At 69.4% G+C, this 16,966-nt stretch carries 14 protein-coding genes; 10 read left to right on the plus strand and 4 right to left on the minus strand.

The window, feature by feature from the left end; genetic code table 11:
* The first annotated feature begins 55 nt into the window (after positions 1-55).
* From ACFFQA_RS02165 to ACFFQA_RS02180, 4 genes are all read left to right on the plus strand, one after another.
* On the plus strand, positions 56-1,567 hold the full coding sequence (locus tag ACFFQA_RS02165) for an APC family permease (RefSeq protein ID WP_377849809.1): 1,512 nt from the start codon (positions 56-58) through the stop codon (positions 1,565-1,567).
* On the plus strand, positions 1,564-3,111 hold the full coding sequence (locus ACFFQA_RS02170; RefSeq protein ID WP_377849810.1) for a GMC family oxidoreductase: 1,548 nt from the start codon (positions 1,564-1,566) through the stop codon (positions 3,109-3,111). Before ACFFQA_RS02165 ends, ACFFQA_RS02170 begins: the two co-directional genes overlap by 4 nt.
* A gap of 688 nt (positions 3,112-3,799) precedes the next feature.
* Entirely contained in the window at positions 3,800-5,071 is a 1,272-nt protein-coding gene (locus ACFFQA_RS02175) for an HNH endonuclease signature motif containing protein (protein WP_377849811.1), read from the plus strand.
* Between the two features lie 405 nt (positions 5,072-5,476).
* A complete protein-coding gene (locus ACFFQA_RS02180; protein WP_377849812.1) occupies positions 5,477-6,658 on the plus strand; it encodes a hypothetical protein in 1,182 nt (393 codons plus the stop codon).
* 332 nt (positions 6,659-6,990) lie between these two features.
* Here ACFFQA_RS02180 and ACFFQA_RS02185 read toward each other — a convergent pair whose 3' ends face one another.
* The gene (locus ACFFQA_RS02185) at positions 6,991-8,751 is read right to left on the minus strand and encodes an AfsR/SARP family transcriptional regulator (RefSeq protein WP_377849813.1); all 1,761 of its coding nucleotides are present in this window, start codon (positions 8,749-8,751) and stop codon (positions 6,991-6,993) included.
* Between the two features lie 81 nt (positions 8,752-8,832).
* Complete coding sequence (locus ACFFQA_RS02190) at positions 8,833-10,080, minus strand: glycosyltransferase (RefSeq protein ID WP_377849814.1); 1,248 nt, start codon at positions 10,078-10,080, stop codon at positions 8,833-8,835.
* 71 nt (positions 10,081-10,151) lie between these two features.
* Between ACFFQA_RS02190 and ACFFQA_RS02195 the strand changes: the two genes are divergently transcribed.
* Positions 10,152-11,261: a glycosyltransferase 87 family protein gene (locus tag ACFFQA_RS02195; protein WP_377849815.1), complete on the plus strand. Its 1,110-nt coding sequence runs from the start codon at positions 10,152-10,154 to the stop codon at positions 11,259-11,261.
* Between the two features lie 33 nt (positions 11,262-11,294).
* Here the strand turns inward: ACFFQA_RS02195 and ACFFQA_RS02200 are convergent, their stop codons facing one another.
* The gene (locus tag ACFFQA_RS02200) at positions 11,295-11,960 is read right to left on the minus strand and encodes a TetR/AcrR family transcriptional regulator C-terminal domain-containing protein (RefSeq protein ID WP_377849816.1); all 666 of its coding nucleotides are present in this window, start codon (positions 11,958-11,960) and stop codon (positions 11,295-11,297) included.
* A 70-nt stretch (positions 11,961-12,030) separates the two neighbouring features.
* On the opposite strand from ACFFQA_RS02200, the gene ACFFQA_RS02205 reads away from it, so the two are divergent.
* The 5 genes from ACFFQA_RS02205 (at position 12,031) to ACFFQA_RS02225 (ending at position 15,043) form a co-directional block, all read left to right on the plus strand.
* Positions 12,031-12,984, plus strand: a complete 954-nt coding sequence (locus ACFFQA_RS02205) for a quinone oxidoreductase family protein (protein WP_377849818.1) — start codon at positions 12,031-12,033, stop codon at positions 12,982-12,984.
* A 14-nt stretch (positions 12,985-12,998) separates the two neighbouring features.
* Entirely contained in the window at positions 12,999-13,451 is a 453-nt protein-coding gene (locus ACFFQA_RS02210) for an organic hydroperoxide resistance protein (RefSeq protein WP_377850204.1), read from the plus strand.
* A gap of 75 nt (positions 13,452-13,526) precedes the next feature.
* Positions 13,527-14,030 carry a peptide deformylase gene (def, locus tag ACFFQA_RS02215; RefSeq protein ID WP_377849820.1) on the plus strand — a complete coding sequence of 168 codons (504 nt, stop codon included), beginning with the start codon at positions 13,527-13,529 and terminating at the stop codon, positions 14,028-14,030.
* Between the two features lie 67 nt (positions 14,031-14,097).
* Complete coding sequence (locus ACFFQA_RS02220; RefSeq protein WP_377849822.1) at positions 14,098-14,403, plus strand: DUF3040 domain-containing protein; 306 nt, start codon at positions 14,098-14,100, stop codon at positions 14,401-14,403.
* 109 nt (positions 14,404-14,512) lie between these two features.
* Positions 14,513-15,043: a CHRD domain-containing protein gene (locus ACFFQA_RS02225; protein ID WP_377849824.1), complete on the plus strand. Its 531-nt coding sequence runs from the start codon at positions 14,513-14,515 to the stop codon at positions 15,041-15,043.
* Between the two features lie 52 nt (positions 15,044-15,095).
* Here ACFFQA_RS02225 and ACFFQA_RS02230 read toward each other — a convergent pair whose 3' ends face one another.
* Entirely contained in the window at positions 15,096-16,628 is a 1,533-nt protein-coding gene (locus ACFFQA_RS02230) for an NCS1 family nucleobase:cation symporter-1 (RefSeq protein WP_377849826.1), read from the minus strand.
* Positions 16,629-16,966 lie beyond the last annotated feature (338 nt).

Genomic DNA, 16,966 nt, shown 5'->3' on the forward strand with positions numbered 1-16,966 from the left:
TGCAAGGGATCTCAGCTGTCCATAGTGGGTTCAACCGAGTCGGGGCGGAGAACACGTGGCAGAGAGTTCGGAGGACACGGGACTCGCGCAGTTCGGGTACAAACAAGAGCTCAAACGCACACTGGGGATCTTCCACACCTTCGCGGCGGGGATCAGCTACATCTCGATCCTCACTGGCACGTTCCAGCTGTTCTACCTGGGCATGGGCCAGGGTGGCCCGGCCTACTGGTGGTCGTGGCCGATGGTCTTCGTCGGTCAGCTGATGGTGGCGCTGTGCTTCGCCGAGCTGGCGGGCCGCTACCCGGTCGCGGGCTCGATCTACAACTGGGCCAAGCGGTTGAGCAACCCGCACGTGGCCTGGCTGGCGGGCTGGATGATGCTCACCGCGTCGGTCGTGAGCATCGCGGCGGTGGCGCTGGCCTACCAGCAGACGCTGCCGCAGATCTCCTCGGTCTTCCAGCTGGTCGGCACCGGCAGCAACGCCACTGACAGCGCGACCAACGCGGTGGTGCTCGGCGCGCTGCTGATCCTGTTCACCACCGTGGTCAACGCCTTCGGTGTGAAGCTGATGGCCCGCATCAACAGCGCCGGCGTGTTCATCGAGCTGATCGCGGCGGTGCTGCTGATCATCGTGCTGGCCGCCAACATCACGCGCGGCCCGGAGGTGGTGACCGAGACCCACGGCACCGGAGCCGGGAACTCGCTGGGATACCTCGGCGCGTTCCTGACGGCGTCGCTGGCCTCGGCCTACGTGATGTACGGCTTCGACACGGCGGCCTCGCTCGGTGAGGAGTCGCTCAACCCGCGCCGGAACGCGCCGAAGGCGATCCTGCGCGCGCTGGTCGCCTCGTTCTTCCTCGGCGGGCTGATCCTGCTGTTCGCCCTGATGGCGGTGAAGGACATCAACGCGGAGGAGCTGACCACGATCGGGCTCCAGTACGTGATCCTGGACGTGCTCGGCCCGACGGTCGGCAAGATCTTCCTCTGGACGGTGATCATCGCGATCACGGTCTGCGTGCTCGCGGTGCAGACGGCGTGCATCCGGATGGCCTTCGCCATGGCGCGGGACAACAACCTCCCCGCATCGAGGACGCTGGCCAGGGTCAGCCCCCGCTTCGGGACGCCGGTCGCCCCCGCCGTGATCAGCGGCGCGCTCGCGGTGGGCATCCTGGCGGTGAACATCGGCCAGCCGCAGATCTTCGCGGTGATCACCAGCATCGCGATCATCATGATCTACGTGGCCTACCTGCTGGTCACGGTGCCGATGCTGATCGCGCGGCTGCGCGGACGGTGGACGGCACCGGAGACCGGTTTCACCCTGGGGCGCTGGGGAGTCCCGGTCAACGTCCTGGCCGTGCTGTGGGGGCTGGGCATGACCGTCAACCTGATGTGGCCCCGCCAGGAGATCTACAACCCGACCGAGCCGTACCACTGGTACCTGCGGTGGGGCGCGTTCCTGTTCGTCGGCGGCGTCGCGCTGGTCGGGTTCGCCTACTACTGGTTGGTGCTGCGACACAAGACGGGTGTGCGCGCGGAGAACGCCTGTGAACCAACGGAAGGATCGTGATGGACGAGTTCGACTACGTGATCGCCGGTGGAGGCACGGCAGGCTCGGTGCTGGCGGCACGCCTGTCGGAGGACCCGGACGTCACGGTCTGCCTGCTCGAAGCTGGACCGTCCGATGTGGATGATGAGGCGATCCTGCGCCTGGACCGCTGGATGGCCCTGCTGGAGTCCGGCTACGACTGGGACTACCCGGTGGAGAAGCAGGCCAACGGCAACTCCTTCATGCGCCACGCGCGGGCGAAGGTGCTCGGAGGCTGCTCCTCCCACAACTCCTGCATCGCCTTCTGGGCCCCGGCGGAGGACCTGGACGAGTGGGCGGCCAACGGCTGCACCGGCTGGAGCGCGGCGGAGGTCTTCCCGCTGTACCAACGCCTTGAGACCAATGACGGCGAAGGCGACCACCACGGCCGCACGGGACCGGTGCACATCCGCACGATCAAGTCCTCCGACCAGTGCGGCGCCGCCCTGCTCGAAGCGTGCGCCGAGGTGGGCATTCCGCGTACCCAGTTCAACTCCGGCACGACGGTCACCCACGGCGCGAACTGGTTCCAGATCAACGCCGACGCGGAGAACACCCGTTCCTCGGCCTCGGTCTCCTACCTCCACCCGATCATCGGCAAGCGCCCCAACCTGGAGGTGCGAACCGGTGTCCGCGTGAAGAAACTGGTGATCGACTCGTCCCGCCGGTGCACCGGCGTGGAGTACCTGGCGCCGGACCTCCTGCACACGCTGACGGTCGCGGCGCGCCGTGAGGTGATCGTCAGCTGTGGAGCGATCGAGAGCCCGAAGCTGCTGATGCTGTCCGGAGTCGGACCGGCGGCGCACCTGGCGGAGTTCGGCATCGACGTGGTCGCGGACTCGCCGGGCGTCGGCGAGAACTTCCAGGACCACCCGGAAGGCGTGATCCAGTGGGAGGCGAAGCGCCCGATGCCGACGGAGTCCTCGCAGTGGTGGGAGATCGGTGTCTTCACCACGACCGAGGAGGGCCTGGACCGCCCTGACCTGATGTTCCACTACGGCTCGGTCCCGTTCGACCTCAACACGGCGCGGCACGGCTACCCGACGACGGAGAACGGCTTCTGCCTGACGCCGAACGTGACCAGAAGCCGTTCGCTCGGCACGGTCCGCCTGCAGAGCAGGGACTTCCGTGACCGACCCCTTGTCGATCCGCGCTACTTCACCGACGAGCACGACATCCGCGTGATGACCTACGGACTGCGGTTGGCGCGGAAGATCGTGTCGCAACCGTCGATGGCTCCGTGGGCGGGCGCGGAGCTCGCTCCGGGTCCCGACGTGCAGACCGACGACGAGCTGTTGGACTACATCCGCAAGACCCACAACACCGTGTACCACCCGTCATCGACGGTGCGAATGGGCCCGGACGCCATGTCGCCGCTGGACGAGCGGCTGCGAGTGAAGGGCGTCTCGGGCCTGCGGGTGGCGGACGGCTCGGTGATGCCGTTCCTGATCGCGGTGAACCCGTGCATCACCACCATGATGATCGGCGAGAAGTGCGCCGACATGGTGAAGCAGGACAACGCCTAGCGGACCGGTCGTGCCCTTGGCGCGGATGCCCCTTGCGCCAAGGGCCGAGTAGTCCGTGGCTGTTGCCTCCAGAACCGTTGTGTAGCTTGGCGTCCTGTCATTCCCGCCCCGCTCCTGTTGTCCGGTTGGGGAGTGGTGCGTCTTCGTTTCCTCTTTCGCTCCAACGGGTTCGCCCGCTCGGGCTTTGCTGTCGATCGGTGCCTGCCATCGTCGACGGAGTTCTGTCCGCGAGCGGGCGGACGTCTCTTGGCCGGTCCTGGTCGCGTCGTCAAGCGGTTCGTTGGAGGTCCGGGTCCGGGGCGTTCTGGCAATCTCGTCGCTTGGGTACCGTTCCGTCACCCGGTTGGGGAGTGGTGCGTCTGCGTTTCCTCTTTCGCTCCAATGGGATCGCCTGCGCAGTGACTGCGTCACCAGGGCGATCGGTGCCTGCCTCGTTGATGGAGTTCTGTCCGCGAGCGGGACCGCGTGCGCGGCCGTCTCTTGGCCGGTCCCGGTCGCGTCGTCAAGCGGTTTGCTAGAGGACCGGGTTCGGGGCGTTCTGGCAATCTCGCCGCTCGGGCACGGTCCCGTCACCCGGTTGGGGAGTGGTGCGTCTTCGATTTCCCTTTCACCCCAACGGTTTCACCCGCTCGTACTTTGCTGTCGATCATGTGTTCGAGTTCAATGGAAACCGAAAGGAGGTGAACCCTTGGACACCCACGACTACATCACCCACCTCACCGACCACCTCGCCTCCGGCCGCTCGCACCAGATGCCCGAGGCCGACATCCTGCCCATGTTGCAGGCCCTGGAAAAGGCCTCCAGGTTGATCGCGGCGGTCTCCCAGGAGTTAGCGGCCCAGGCGGAGGAGCGGAGCCTGCACGTGCGGCACGGCTGCCGCGACATCGCCGCCTTGCTGCGCGGCGTGTTGAACCTCACCCCGCACGAGGCTCGCCGACGCGGCCGCCTGGTCCACGAACTCCCCGCCCTCCCGGAGACACGGCAAGCCCTGCGGGAGGGGGCGATCACCCTCGACCACGCCCTCGCGGTCTCCGACGTTCTCCGTGCTCTCCCGGCCAACCTGCCCGTGGAAGTCATGGATGACGCGGAGAAGGTCCTCGCGGAGCAGGCTCGCTTCCTCAATCACAAGGAACTGCAGAAGGCCGGGAAGCACCTGCGGGCGGTCCTGGACCAGGACGGGACGCTGGCGGAGGAGAACGAGGGCGTCGCCAAGCGGTTCCTGCGCGTCTCCCAGGACGCGAAGGGGTGGGTGCATCTCAGCGGCTGTCTGGACCCCGAGGGTGGCGAAGCCTTCAGGACCGCCATCCACGCCCTGTCGAAACCCGAGTCCGCGCAGGACGGCGATGTGGACCTCCGGTCGACCGAACAGCGCCAGGCCGACGCGCTGGTCGCGTTGACCACCCAAGCCCTGCAAGCCGGTGAGTTGCCGAAGGTCGGGGGAGAGCGTCCGCACATCAGCGTGACGATCGACTACGCCGACCTGCGTGATGGTTTGTCCTCCGGGTGGGCGTCGTGGGGTGGGCCGATGACGGCGAAGACGATCCGGCGGATGGCCTGCGACGCCAGGATCATCCCGGTGGTGTTGGACACCATGGGTATTCCCCTGGATGTGGGCCAGGCGCAGCGCACCGTCACCGGGCCCCTGCGCACCGCGTTGGCGGTGCGGGACAAGGGGTGTGCGTTCCCGGGGTGCACGATGCCCGCGGCGTGGGCGGATGCCCATCACGTGATCCACTGGTCAGAAGGTGGCCCGACGGCCCTGTGCAACACGGTGTTGTTGTGTCGACATCACCACACGGTGATCCACGACGGGGACTGGGAGATCGAGTTCGACCACGGGCTGCCGGTGTTCATCCCACCCTCCTGGGTCGACCCGGCTCGACAACCTCGGCGCAATATCCGGACGGCGTGGCAGACGATGCTGCCGACCGGCGGTGGTCGGTATGAGGTGCCGGGGTAGTGGGCTGGTGGGTACCGGATCGCTCTCCCGCACGTGAGTGCCGTCGTCCTGGACGGGTGACCACGGCTGCCCATTGCTGGGTTTCTGGGTGGGTTGGCCTGCCGGGGCTGAGTTCAAAGATCGGTTTGCTGTGAAAGCTAAGGGGTTGCTGGGAGGGCGGGAGGACACACGACGGGCTTCGGACTGTGGGCGCACGCAACGGTGGTTGGCGTGGGAACCCCGCCGGAGCGGATGCTCAGCGCGCTGGAAGGACAGGGCGCCACCCAAGGAAACCCCCTCCGTGCTGAGCGGCTGAACAGCTCAAACCCGCCCACTGGGCCCAATGGGGGCTGACCACGCCCACCGGTTGTGAGAGAATCACGCGAAGTGAGAGTATCCCGTTGGTTGTCAACGATGGAGGCTGCCGTGCGCGCTGCCAGGCTTCTTGTCGTCCTCGCGCTGGTTCTGGTCGGGCTCGCGACACCGGCGACCGCGGCTGTGCCCTTTCCGCGCATCGACGCGAGCAAGTTCGTCTACGTGCAAGGCCAGACCTTTGCCGTCTACAAGGCCAACATCGACTCGCTTGAGCGCAACGCGCAGCTGAGACCCAAGGGGCTCAACGATGTTCTCGCCAGCGCCAACCGCAAGGGGCGGCCGCTCTGTCATGGCACCCATCTCAAGGCCGGGCTCGGCCCCAAGGGGTTCTGCTGGCAGGACGGGGAGGATGACGACAAGAACGCCTGGATCCCCCAGGGGTTGACGGGTTCCGGTGATGCTCAAGCCGGTGGGACCGTCGGCGGGAAGCGGATCGTCGCGGCGAGTTGGCACACCCCGGGGGACACCTTCACCCGGGTGTCATTCCTCGACGAGAAGACGCTCGCCTACCGGCACGTGCTGTTGGTCGAGCCCCATCTCAGTGGGGACTTCAAGGCCATCTCCAGCCACGGGGACGGGTTGTCGTGGTACGGCGACTACCTCTACCTGATGCAGGGGAGCGTCTTGCGGGTGTTCGACCTGCGGCACTTCTGGGCCATGGACACCGCGCCGGAACACGTGGGGCGCAACGGTGATGGCCGGTTCTCCGCGCGGTACCACGCGTGGGCTCTGCCGCAGGTCGGCGCTTACTGGTACCAGGGCGGCGGCTGCGGCAAGGTCACCGGTGAGAAGCCTTGTTCGGCGAGCCTGTCGTTGGACCGTGGGACCAGTTCCTTCGTGACCGTCGAGCACGTCGCCAAGGGCGGGAACGGACGTCTGGTGCGGTGGCCCATCGACCCCGCCACCGGGTTGCTCAGGGCGGAGGCCAACGGGTCGGTGCGGGCCGTGGAGGCTTTCGCGTCGCCGGTGTGGGCCATGCAGGGCGCTGTCTCGCACAACGGCTACGTCGTGGTGTCCGGCGCTTGTGTCCAGCACGCGGGGAAGCCGGTCGATCTTCCGAGCTGCTTGCACGGCGGCGTCCCCGGGCAAACGGTTTCGCAGTTGACCGAGGCTCCTGTCAACAACCAGAACCTGTCCTACTGGCCCGCTACTGGTGAGTTGTGGTTGATGAACGAACAGCTGCGGGAACGGGTCGTCGCGCACATCCCTTGGCGCACGCTTACTGGTAAGTAGAAATGAGGGGCTTGTCGCATTATTCGCTTGCCCAACGTTTGCTTGAGGAAGATTTCACGTTGGAGCGAGCCTGAGACCAGGATCTTTCAGGGATTCGCGCGTGATCGAATAATGAAACTTCGTCAGCTTATCTTCAGCTTTGCAACCCATACCCTAAATGTGGGTTAAGCGGGATGTGATGCGGGTCACAGTAGGATAATGACGCCATTGGGTGTCTGCTAGCTTTGCGCTCGATCGATTCCGAGGAACAGCAAGCTCCGCGGGAATTCTCCAAGACCATATTGCCGCCGGTGATCTGTGCGCCCTGGTCGCCGGCACGCAGGGCGGTCGGCTCAAGTCAGGACCCCCAGCCCGACTTGAGCCGGCCTGCCCTCCCCCTCGGGTGCGCAGTGCTCCCTGGCGAGGACCCGGAACAGATCCGGTATCCGGTACCGGTCCTGGCCACCGGTGAGCAGCACCCGGGACGCGGCGAGGCTGTCCAGCAGCTCCGCCGCCTTCTCCGAGCTCACTCCGGCGAGTGCCCCAGCGATCACCGGGGTGATCTCGGAGAACCCCAGCAACCCCAGCCTGCGGAACAGCCGGCCCGCCTGCGGGCCGAGCGTCCGCACGCAGCCCTCCAGCGCCTCGCGCAGGTCCAGCGCGCCGTGCCGCAGCTCCGCCAGCCTCCCCGCGTCGTCGGCGAGGCGGTCGGCCAAGCGTTGCAATGTCCACTGTGGATGATCGGCGAGCTTGGCCCCCACGATGCGCAGCGCGAGCGGCAGTCCCTCGCAGCGGAACACGATCCGCCGCGCGGCCAGCATCTCCGCGGCGACCCTGCCGTCGCCGACGAGCGCGCCGAGCAGGGCCAGCGCCTCCTGGGCGTTCAGGCCGCCCAGCTCGACGCGGTGCGCCCCGGCCAACCCGGTCAGCCGCCTGCGGGAGGTCACCAGCACCGAGCAGCCGCCGGCGCCCGGCAGCAACGGCGCGACCTGTCCCTCGTCGGCGGCGTTGTCCAGCAGCACCAGCATCCGGCGCTCGGCGAGGACGCTGCGGTAGAGCGCCGCGCGCTCGTCGAGGGTGTCCGGGGGAGGTGCGCCGAGCGCGCGCAGGAAACCGCCCAGCACGTCCATCGGGGGCAGTGGGGTCGCCGAGTCGCCGCGGAGGTCGACGTGCAGCTGGCCGTCCGGGAACTCCGGGCGCACCCGGTGGCCGACCCGGACCGCGAGCGCCGACTTGCCGGTTCCCGGAGCGCCGGTGACCACCGCGAGCGGCACCGCGTAGCCCGAGGTCGTCGCGGTGAGCGTCGTGCACAGCTGGTCGGCCTCGGCGATCCGGCCGACGAGATCGCCGACGTCGGCGGGCAGCTGGGCGGGCCGGACCTCCGGCGAGGTCCCGGCGATGATGTGCTGCTCGATCCGCCGCAGCTGCGCGCCGGGTTCGGCGCCGAGCTCGGCCATGACCTCGTGGGCGTCCTGGAACAGCCGCAGCGCCTCGGCCTGCCTGCCCGAGCGGTGCAGCGCGGTCGCGAGCAGTCCGCGCAGGCGCTCGCGCAGCGGGTACCGCTCGGACAGCAGCGTCAGCTCGGCGACCAGCTCGCCGTGGCTCCCGAGATCGAGCTCCAGCTCCGCGCACTCCTCGGTGATCTCCGCCCGCCGCTCCTCCAGCACCGCGGCGCACGCCTCGATCTCGGCGCCGCCGATGCCCGGCAGGACCGGCCCCCGGAACTCCTCCAGCGCCTCGCGCAGGCAGCGCGCCTTCTCCTCAGGGGCCCGCGCCGCGCGGCCCTCGCGGACCAGTGACTCGAACCGGCGCAGGTCCACGCGGTGGCCGTCGAGCTCGACGAGGTAGCCGGGCGCTCTGGTGACGATCACGCCGGGATCGCCGCCGGACTCGGTGAAGGTCTTGCGCAGCGCGGAAACCGCGATCTTGACCTGCTTGCGCGCGCTCTCCAGCGGGCGGTCCGACCACACGGACGCCGCGAGCTCGTCCACCGGGACGACCCGCCCGGCGCGCAGCAGCAGCATCGTCAGGAGCGCGCGCTGCCGCTTCCCGTTGACCGGGATCCGGCCGCGCGCGCCCCCGACTTCCAGCTCCCCCAGGACCCGAAAATCCATCTGGCACCCCCTGCCCTGAGACCAGGATGCCGATCGGCACTGAAGGCTCGCTAAACACGCTGTACCGGGGGCATACCGCGGTCATACCCGGCGGAGGAACTCCACCACCCCGGTCGCCCCGTCTTCGGCGTTGACCAGCTTGGCCAGCGCCTCAGCGCGCTCGCGGTAGCGCGGGTCGGTCACGGCGGCGTGGATGGCGGCGCCCAGCCGGTCCGCGGTGATCGTGCGCATCGGCACCGGCGGGGTGGCCACGCCGAGCGCGTGGAGCCTGCCCGACCAGAACGGCTGGTCGGCCAGCACCGGGACCGGGACGGCCGGTGCGCCCGCGCGCAGCGCCGCCGCCGAGGTGCCCGCGCCCGCGTGGTGCACGACCGCGGCCATCCTCGGGAACAGCCACTCGTGCGGCGCGTCGCCGATAGTGATCAGGTTGTCGTCCGAAGCGACGTCGAGCCCCAGCCAGCCCGCCTGGACCACGCCGCGCACCCCCGCCTGGCGCAGCGCGGTCGCGACCAGCTGTCCGAGGCGTTCGCTGTCGCCGGGCACCATGCTGCCGAAGCTGACGAACACCGGCGGCGGCCCGGCGTCGAGGAACTCCAGCAGCTCGGTGGGCGGCTGCCAGTCGCGCGAGAGGTGCGGCCACCAATAGCCGGTGACCTGAAGGCCGGAGCGCCAGTCCGCTGGGCGCGGGATCACGTGCTCGCTGTAGCCGTGGAACACCGGCCAGTTCTCCGCGTCCTGCTGGCGCAGTGCCTGCCCTGGCGACAACCTCGGCAGTCCGTAGCGCTCGCGCACGGCGTTGGCGCCCGAGGCGAACGTGGCGGCCAGGATGCGCGACATGGCGCGGGCCGCGAGCACGTTGCCGAGCGGACCGAACGAGCCGCCCTTGCTCAGCACCGGGGCGAACTCGCGGGTCGGGTAGGCCGGGCTGAGGAACACACCGGCGCTGGGGATGCCAAGGCCCTGCGCCACCGGGTGGCCGATCGGGCTGACCATGGGTGCGAGCAGCAGCACGTCGGTGCCCGCTTCGGCGGCCTCGGCGACGGCGAACGCCGCCTCGCGCATGTGCGAACCCAGCATCTTCAGCTGCCTCACCATGCCGATCGAGGACGACTTAGCCTGGGACCACCGCTGGCCGTCCTCCGACCTCAGCGTCTCCCTCGGGTCTCCTGGCAGCGCGCGGAACCCCAGTCCGCAGCCGCGCACCAGCTCCGCGAACGGCTCGTGCGTGGCGATGGTGACGTCGTGCCCCTCCTCCGCCAACCGAACGCCCAGGCCGGTGTACGGGGCGACGTCGCCCCTGGATCCGGCGCTCGCAATCAACACACGCATGGTGCGATCTCCCCTTTAAAGAGTGGTCGATCGCAACGCTAGCGCCGAGCCTCTGTATGAAGGCACCCGTGGTGAACACTCGGAACGCGCTGCTCTCCCTCGCGGCGTCGGTCGTGCTGGCCGCGCTGCTCACCTGGGGGTCAGCGTTCATCGACCTCCAGGTCTACCGGGCGGGCGGTGACGCCTGGCTCAACGGGCAGGCCTTGTACGGCAGTGGTTTCCCGTATCTGCCCAGCGACACCGGGCTGCCGTTCACCTATCCGCCGATCGCGGCCGTGCTCTTCGCGCCGCTGGCGCTGCTGCCGATGACCGGCGCCGTGATGGTGCTGACGCTGCTGACCGTGCTCGCGCTGGCTGGGACCTGCGTGGTCGTCGTGCGGTACTTCGGCCGGAACTGGTTGCTGGGCCTGCTGTTCACGGTGGTCTGCGTCCTGGTGGAGCCGGTGCGCTCGACGCTGTGGCTCGGCCAGATCAACGTGCTGCTGATGGTCGCCGTCGCCGCAGACTGCCTGCTGCCGAGGACGCCGTGGCCGCGCGGCCTGCTGATCGGCGTGGTCGCGGCGATCAAACTGACTCCGGCGGCGTTCGGGCTCTACTTCGTGGCGGCGCGGCAGTGGCGGCCCGCGGGCACCGTGGTCCTCGGGTTCCTCGGCGCGACGGCGGCCGGGTTCCTGTTGGCGCCCAAGGACTCCATGGCCTATTGGTTCGGTGTTCTCGCCAGGACCGATCGGATCGGGGCGCCCTGGTCCAGGGACAACCAGTCGCTGCGCGGAGTGCTCGCCAGGACGTGGCTGCCGGACTCCGCCGTGGTTCCGCTGTGGGCGGTCGGGGTGGTGCTGATCGTCGCCGCGACGTGGTTCGTCGCTGCCCGCCTGCGCCGGCGCGGTGACGACCTGACGGCGCTGCTCGCCGTCGCCGTCGCCGGTCTGCTGGCCTCGCCGGTGTCGTGGACGACGCACTGGGTCTGGGTTGTGCCCGCGCTGGTCGGGCTCGCGCTCACGCGGAGCTGGGGATGGCTGGCGGTGGTGGCGGTGTTCTTCGCCGAACCGCATCGGCTGATGTCCCCGCACGGGAACTTCCAGTGGTGGCAGCACCTCGTCGGCAACGCTTACCTGATCGTGGCCGCCGCGTTCCTCGTACTGCTCGTTGTTCGCGTCACACGCGTCGAGGTGCGTCAGTGACCGGGGCCGCGGTGAGCGCCGCACTGCTCCGCCCTAGTTCAGCAACGGTTCCAGGCCGGCGATGAGAGCGTTCAGACCGAAGTCGAACTGGGCGTCCCCGCCGCTGGTCCTGGACAGCTCGTCAGCGAGGTCGACCACGGTCGGGTAGTCCGCGGCGGACAAGGACTCCATCGTCGCCCGCAACCGCCGCCGCCCTTCGCGGTCCTGCTTCTCCGCGTTCATCTGCGACTCCCACAGCGCCGCGCCGAGCACGAACGTGAACAGCATCGTGTGCGCCCGCGCGGCGTTCTCCTTGGAGAACCCGGCCTCGCGCAGCGCGCGCACCAGGGTCTCCGTCGCCGCGGCGGTCTCCTGGCCCTTCAGCGGCCTGCTCGCCAGGATGCGCAGCAGGCACGGGTGCTCCAGCAGCAGCTGCCGCAGGCCCGTCGCGATCGTGCGGACCTGCTCCTGCCACGGACCCCGCGCCGCGGAGAGCCTGCGCGCGCCGAGCAGGTGGTCGCGGACCGCGTCGAAGAGCTCGTCCTTGCTGCGGAAGTAGGTGTAGAGCGCCATCGGGCCCACGCCGAGCTCCTTGGCGAGGGAGCGGACGCTGAACGCCTCCAGGCCCTGTGCCTCCATCAACGCCAGTGCCGTCGTGACGATCAGCTCCGGGTTGAGGGTGTTGCGGGGCGCCCTGGCGCGCGTGGGCTTGTCGGACATCACGTCTCCCGGCGGGTGCGGCTACTGTACGGTGTACTGTACGCCGTACAGAACAGCGAGAGGTGGCAACGTGCGCGCCGTGCAGATCACCGAGTTCGGTGGCCCCGAGGTGCTGACCCTGACCGACCTTCCCGAGCCCGTCGCCGCGCCCGGTCAGGTCCTGATCACCGTCGACCGCGCGGGCATCAACTACGCCGACACCCACCAGGTCGAGAACTCCTACCTGGCTCCCGCGTCGCTGCCGCTGGTCCCCGGCGGCGAGGTCGTCGGCCGCACCGCCGACGGGCGCCGCGTCGTCGCGCTGCTGCACGGCGGTGGCTACGCGCAGCGGGCCGTCGCGGACGAGGCGAGCACCTTCGACGTGCCGGAGGGCGTGAGCGACGGCGCCGCGCTGTCGCTGATCCTCCAGGGCACCACCGCGTGGCACCTGCTGCGCACCTCCGCCCGGATGCTCAAGGGCGAGAGCGTCGTCGTGCACGCGGCCGCCGGAGGTGTCGGCTCCATCGCCGTGCAGCTCGCCAAGCAGTGGGGCGCGGGCCGGGTCATCGCCACCGCGTCCACGGAAGCCAAGCGCGCCAAGGCGATCGAGCTCGGCGCGGACGTCGCCGTCGACGGTGCGCCCGAGGGACTGAAGGACCGGCTGATTGAGGCCAACGGCGGCAACCGCGTCGACATCGTGCTGGAGATGGTCGGCGGTCCCACCTTCGACGCCTCGCTCGCCGCGCTCGCCCGGTTCGGCCGCCTGGTCACCTACGGCTCGGCTTCGCGGGAGGCCGCGACGCCGGTCATCCCCGCCGCGTTGATGCGCGGTTCCAAGTCCGTGATCGGTTTCTGGCTGGCCGACTGCTTCAGGGTCCCCGGCATGATCGGCGACCCGCTCGCCGAGCTGTTCGGCCTCGCCGCGCAGGACCTGCTCCGCCCGATCGTCGGCGGCGACTACCCGATGTCCGAGGTTGCCAAGGCGCACAACGACATCCGGTCCCGCCGCACGGTCGGCAAGCTTCTTCTCGACCCCAGCCGCTAGGAGCCCCCGTGAGCATCAGCAAGGTCATCTACACCGCGCGCGCCACCGTCGACGGCGGCCGTGAGGGGCGTTCGGTCAGCGGCGACAACAAGCTCGACGTCGCGCTCGCCCCGCCCGTGGAGCTCGGCGGCTCCGGCAACGGCACCAACCCCGAGCAGCTGTTCGCCGCCGGGTTCGCCGCGTGCTTCCACAGCGCGCTGAAGCTGGTCGCCCGCAAGGCGAAGCAGAGCACCGAAGGACCGCTCGCGGGTGCGAGCATCAGCACCGAGGGGTCGACCGTCGCGGCCGAGGTCGGCATCGGACCGCTGACCGAGGGCGTCGGCTACGGCCTCCAGGTGCACCTCGTCGTCACGCTGCCCGGCCTGGACCGCGCGGTCGCCGAGCAGCTGGTCCAGTCCGCTGACCAGGTGTGCCCGTACTCCAACGCCACCAGGGGCAATATCGCGGTCACCCACGCGGTCGCCTGAGCTAGTCTGGTTTCCCTGTCCGCCCCGTCGCAGATCCCGTGCGGCGGGGCGGAAACAGTGACAGGGAGGGAAAAGATGGCCGTCCGGCCGCTGCGCTACTTCGGTGATCCGGTGCTCAAGTCGCCGTCGGCCCCGGTGACCGTCTTCGACGACAAGCTCCGGTCCCTTGTGGACGACCTGATGGAGACGGTGACCCTGCCCGGCCGCGCCGGTCTTGCCGCGCCGCAGATCGGAGTCGGGCTGCGCGCGTTCAGCTACCTCGTCGACGGGCAGCACGGCTACGTGATCAACCCCGAGATCGTCGAGCTGTCCACCACGGAGCAGGACGGTCCCGAGGGCTGTCTTTCGGTGCCCGGTATGAACTTCCCGACCCGCAGGGCGAAGTTCGCCACCGTGCGGGGCGTCGACGTCGACAACGAGCCGGTCGTCGTCAGCGGTCACGGCGAGCTGGCCCGCTGCCTGCAGCACGAGACCGACCACCTCGACGGCATGCTCTACATCGACCGGCTGCCCGCCGACCAGCGCAAGGAGGCGTTCCGCCTCGCCCGCGGCTCCGACTGGTTCTGGTCGGCGCGCTGAACCTGTTTGGCGACCCCCACCTGCGGGCACCCCGGGTGCCAAGCTTCACGCAGCCACGGGAGACGCCATGCTCAGCCACGACGACCAGGCTCGGTTCCGGGAGATCGAACGTCAGCTGGCCCAGGAGGACCCCCGGTTCGCTCGGGCGCTCAGCGAGGGGCGACCGCGCCGCCCCGCGGGGGACCGCAGCTGGTGGGCGGTGACCGCGCTCGCGCTCGGCATCCTCGCGGTGGCCGTCGCCCTGGTGGCGATGTCGTTCTCGCTGCTGCTCTTCGGGGCCGCGCTGATCGGTCTCTCGTCGTTGGTGCGGCGCAGGCACATCCGGCGCGGCCAGTCGGTTCCGCCACCCGGGAATACCAGGCATCTTCCCTGAACACCAGCCCCGCCACCCGAAACGGGGCACGTCGTGATCGAACCAATCGACCGCCAGGAGCCTTCCGAATACGTGGACAGACAGTGCAGTCCACCTCTGGGAGGCTCCGATGCGTTTGTCACCCCGCAACCTCGCCGTGTCCGCCATTGCCGCCGCGCTGGCGCTGGCCGCCCTTTCTCCCGTAGCGGGTGCCGCTGAGGCACACCACGAGCAGCGTGGCGTCGGTGTCGGGATCGGACTGGGTCTGGACGTGGACCTCGGCCTCGGCCTCGGCCTTGACCTGGGAGTCGGCGGTTCGTACTCGGCCGTCTTGACCGGAAGAGCCGAGGTGCCCGGTCCCGGCGACAGCGACGGCCGCGGCTACGCGTCGGTCGATGTGGGCGCGAAGCGGGTCTGCGCCGCGATCTCGGTCAACCGGATCGGCACCGCGACCGCCGCCCACATCCACCGGGGCGCGGCAGGGACGAGCGGTCCGGTCGTGGTCAACCTCAAGGCTCCCGCGAACGGCCGCAGTTACGGGTGCGCCGAGGTCAGCCGTGAGCTCGCCAGGGAGATTCGCATGCACCCCAGCAGGTTCTACGTGAACGTGCACAACGCGGAGTTCGCCGCGGGCGCGGTTCGTGGTCAGTTGCGCCGGTGACCGACCGGGCCGGTGCGGCGGGTCTCGGCCGCCGCACCGGCTCCCAGCGGGTTCAGACCGCGAGATCGGTCGCCCTGCGCCTCTGCGGCGCGCTGAGCAGCAGGTAGACCAGGAGCGCCACCACCAGCCCGACCGCCCAGCTGTAGTCGTAGAGCGGTTTCAGCACCGGGATCAGGCCCTCCTGGGGGAAGGGGCCCTTGCCGGGGTCGGAGTACGCGCCGCCCACCGCGGCCACGCTGCCGATGACGGTCGCCGCGACCGCGTTCAGGTTCCAGCCGCCGGTGAACCAGTACCGCCCGCCCCTGGCGTAGAGGTCCGGCAGGTGCAGGGTCTTCTTGTCCAGCACCCAGTACCCGGCCGCGAGCACCCCCGCGATGGAGCCGAGCAGGCCGCCGTAGAACGCCAGCCAGACGTAGATGTAGATGTTCGGGTCGGCGACCAGGTGCCACGGCTGGATGGCGATGCCGAGCACGCCGGTGATCAGACCGCCGACCCGGAAGCTGACCAGCCTCGGCGCGGCGTTGGAGAAGTCGTAGGACGGGCTGACCACGTTGGCCGCGACGTTCACCGACAGCGTCGCCACCATGACCGTGAACAGGCTCAGCGCCACCACGAGCGGGTTGTCGAACTTCTCGGTGAGCTTGATCGGGTCCCAGATCGCCTCGCCGTAGATCACCGCGGTGCCGGAGGTGATGAAGATCGACAGCAGCGCGAAGAACGACATCGTGGTCGGCAGGCCGAGCACCTGGCCCAGCGCCTGCTGCCGCTGGCTGCCGCCGAAACGGGTGAAGTCCGGCATGTTCAGCGACAGCGTCGACCAGAACGCGATCATGCCCATCAGCGAGGGCGCGAAGACGCTCCAGAACTCCACACCCCAGCCAAGCCGCGAGGGCTGTTCCAGGATCGGGCCGAGCCCGCCCGCCTCGAACAGCACCCACACCAGCAGCGCCAGTGCGGCCACGATCACGAACGGCGCGGCCCAGTTCTCGAAGCGCCGCAACGTCTCCATGCCCCGCCAGATGATCACCATCTGCAGGCCCCAGAAGAACAGGAACGCCGCCCACAGCGTCCACGGCTGGCCCAGCACGACCGGCGCGTCGCGCCACCACGAGCCCAGCAGCTTCCCGGCGAGCGCGTAGATCGCCTCGCCGCCGATCCAGGTCTGGATGCCGAACCAGCCGCAGGCGATGAACGCGCGCAGCAGACCGGCGAAGTTGGCCCCGCGCACCCCGTAGAAGGCGCGTGCGAACACCGGGAACGGCACGCCGTACTTGGTGCCCGCGTGACTGTTGAGCAGCATCGGGATCAGCACCAGCAGGTTCCCGAGCGTGATCGTGACGAACGCCTGCACCCAGCTCATGCCCAGCGCGATCAGCCCGGAGGCGAGCAGGTAGCTGGGGATGTTGTGCGCCATGCCGATCCACAGCGCCGCGAAGTTGTAGGTGCTCCACGTCCGCTTCGCGATCGGCACCGGGGCGAGCTCGTCGTTGTAGTACGGGCTCTGCTCGATGGCGGCCGGGTCGGTCAACTCCACCCGTCCGTCGGATTGCGTCGTCTGGCCTGATGGGGAGGAGGGCAGCACCATGGGTCGCTCCTCGTTTCTGCTGGTGAGCACAACATCGTGGGGGTCGCTCGGCCAGGGCGGGAGAGGCAAAGTGTCACTGGTTTGCCCGGCTGACCACACAGTGTGTCCACCCATGCGCCGTCCCGCTCTCCCGCCGCGCGTCACCGCTGGTCAGCAGCCCTGTGACTGGCTCGCCCCAGCTGGCGCCGCTCGGGCTGTCGCCTCGGCTGTCGCTGGGCCGCTGTCGCTGGGCCGCTGTCGCGTTTGGGGAGTGGCCGCATCGCCGCTCGCGTCGCTGTGGTGGTCGTGGCGCGGCGCGCGTCTCTGTGCCGGCAGGGAACCGCTACGGCGGCCCGGGA

The organism is Allokutzneria oryzae (assembly GCF_042429765.1).
GTDB lineage: Bacteria > Actinomycetota > Actinomycetes > Mycobacteriales > Pseudonocardiaceae > Allokutzneria > Allokutzneria oryzae.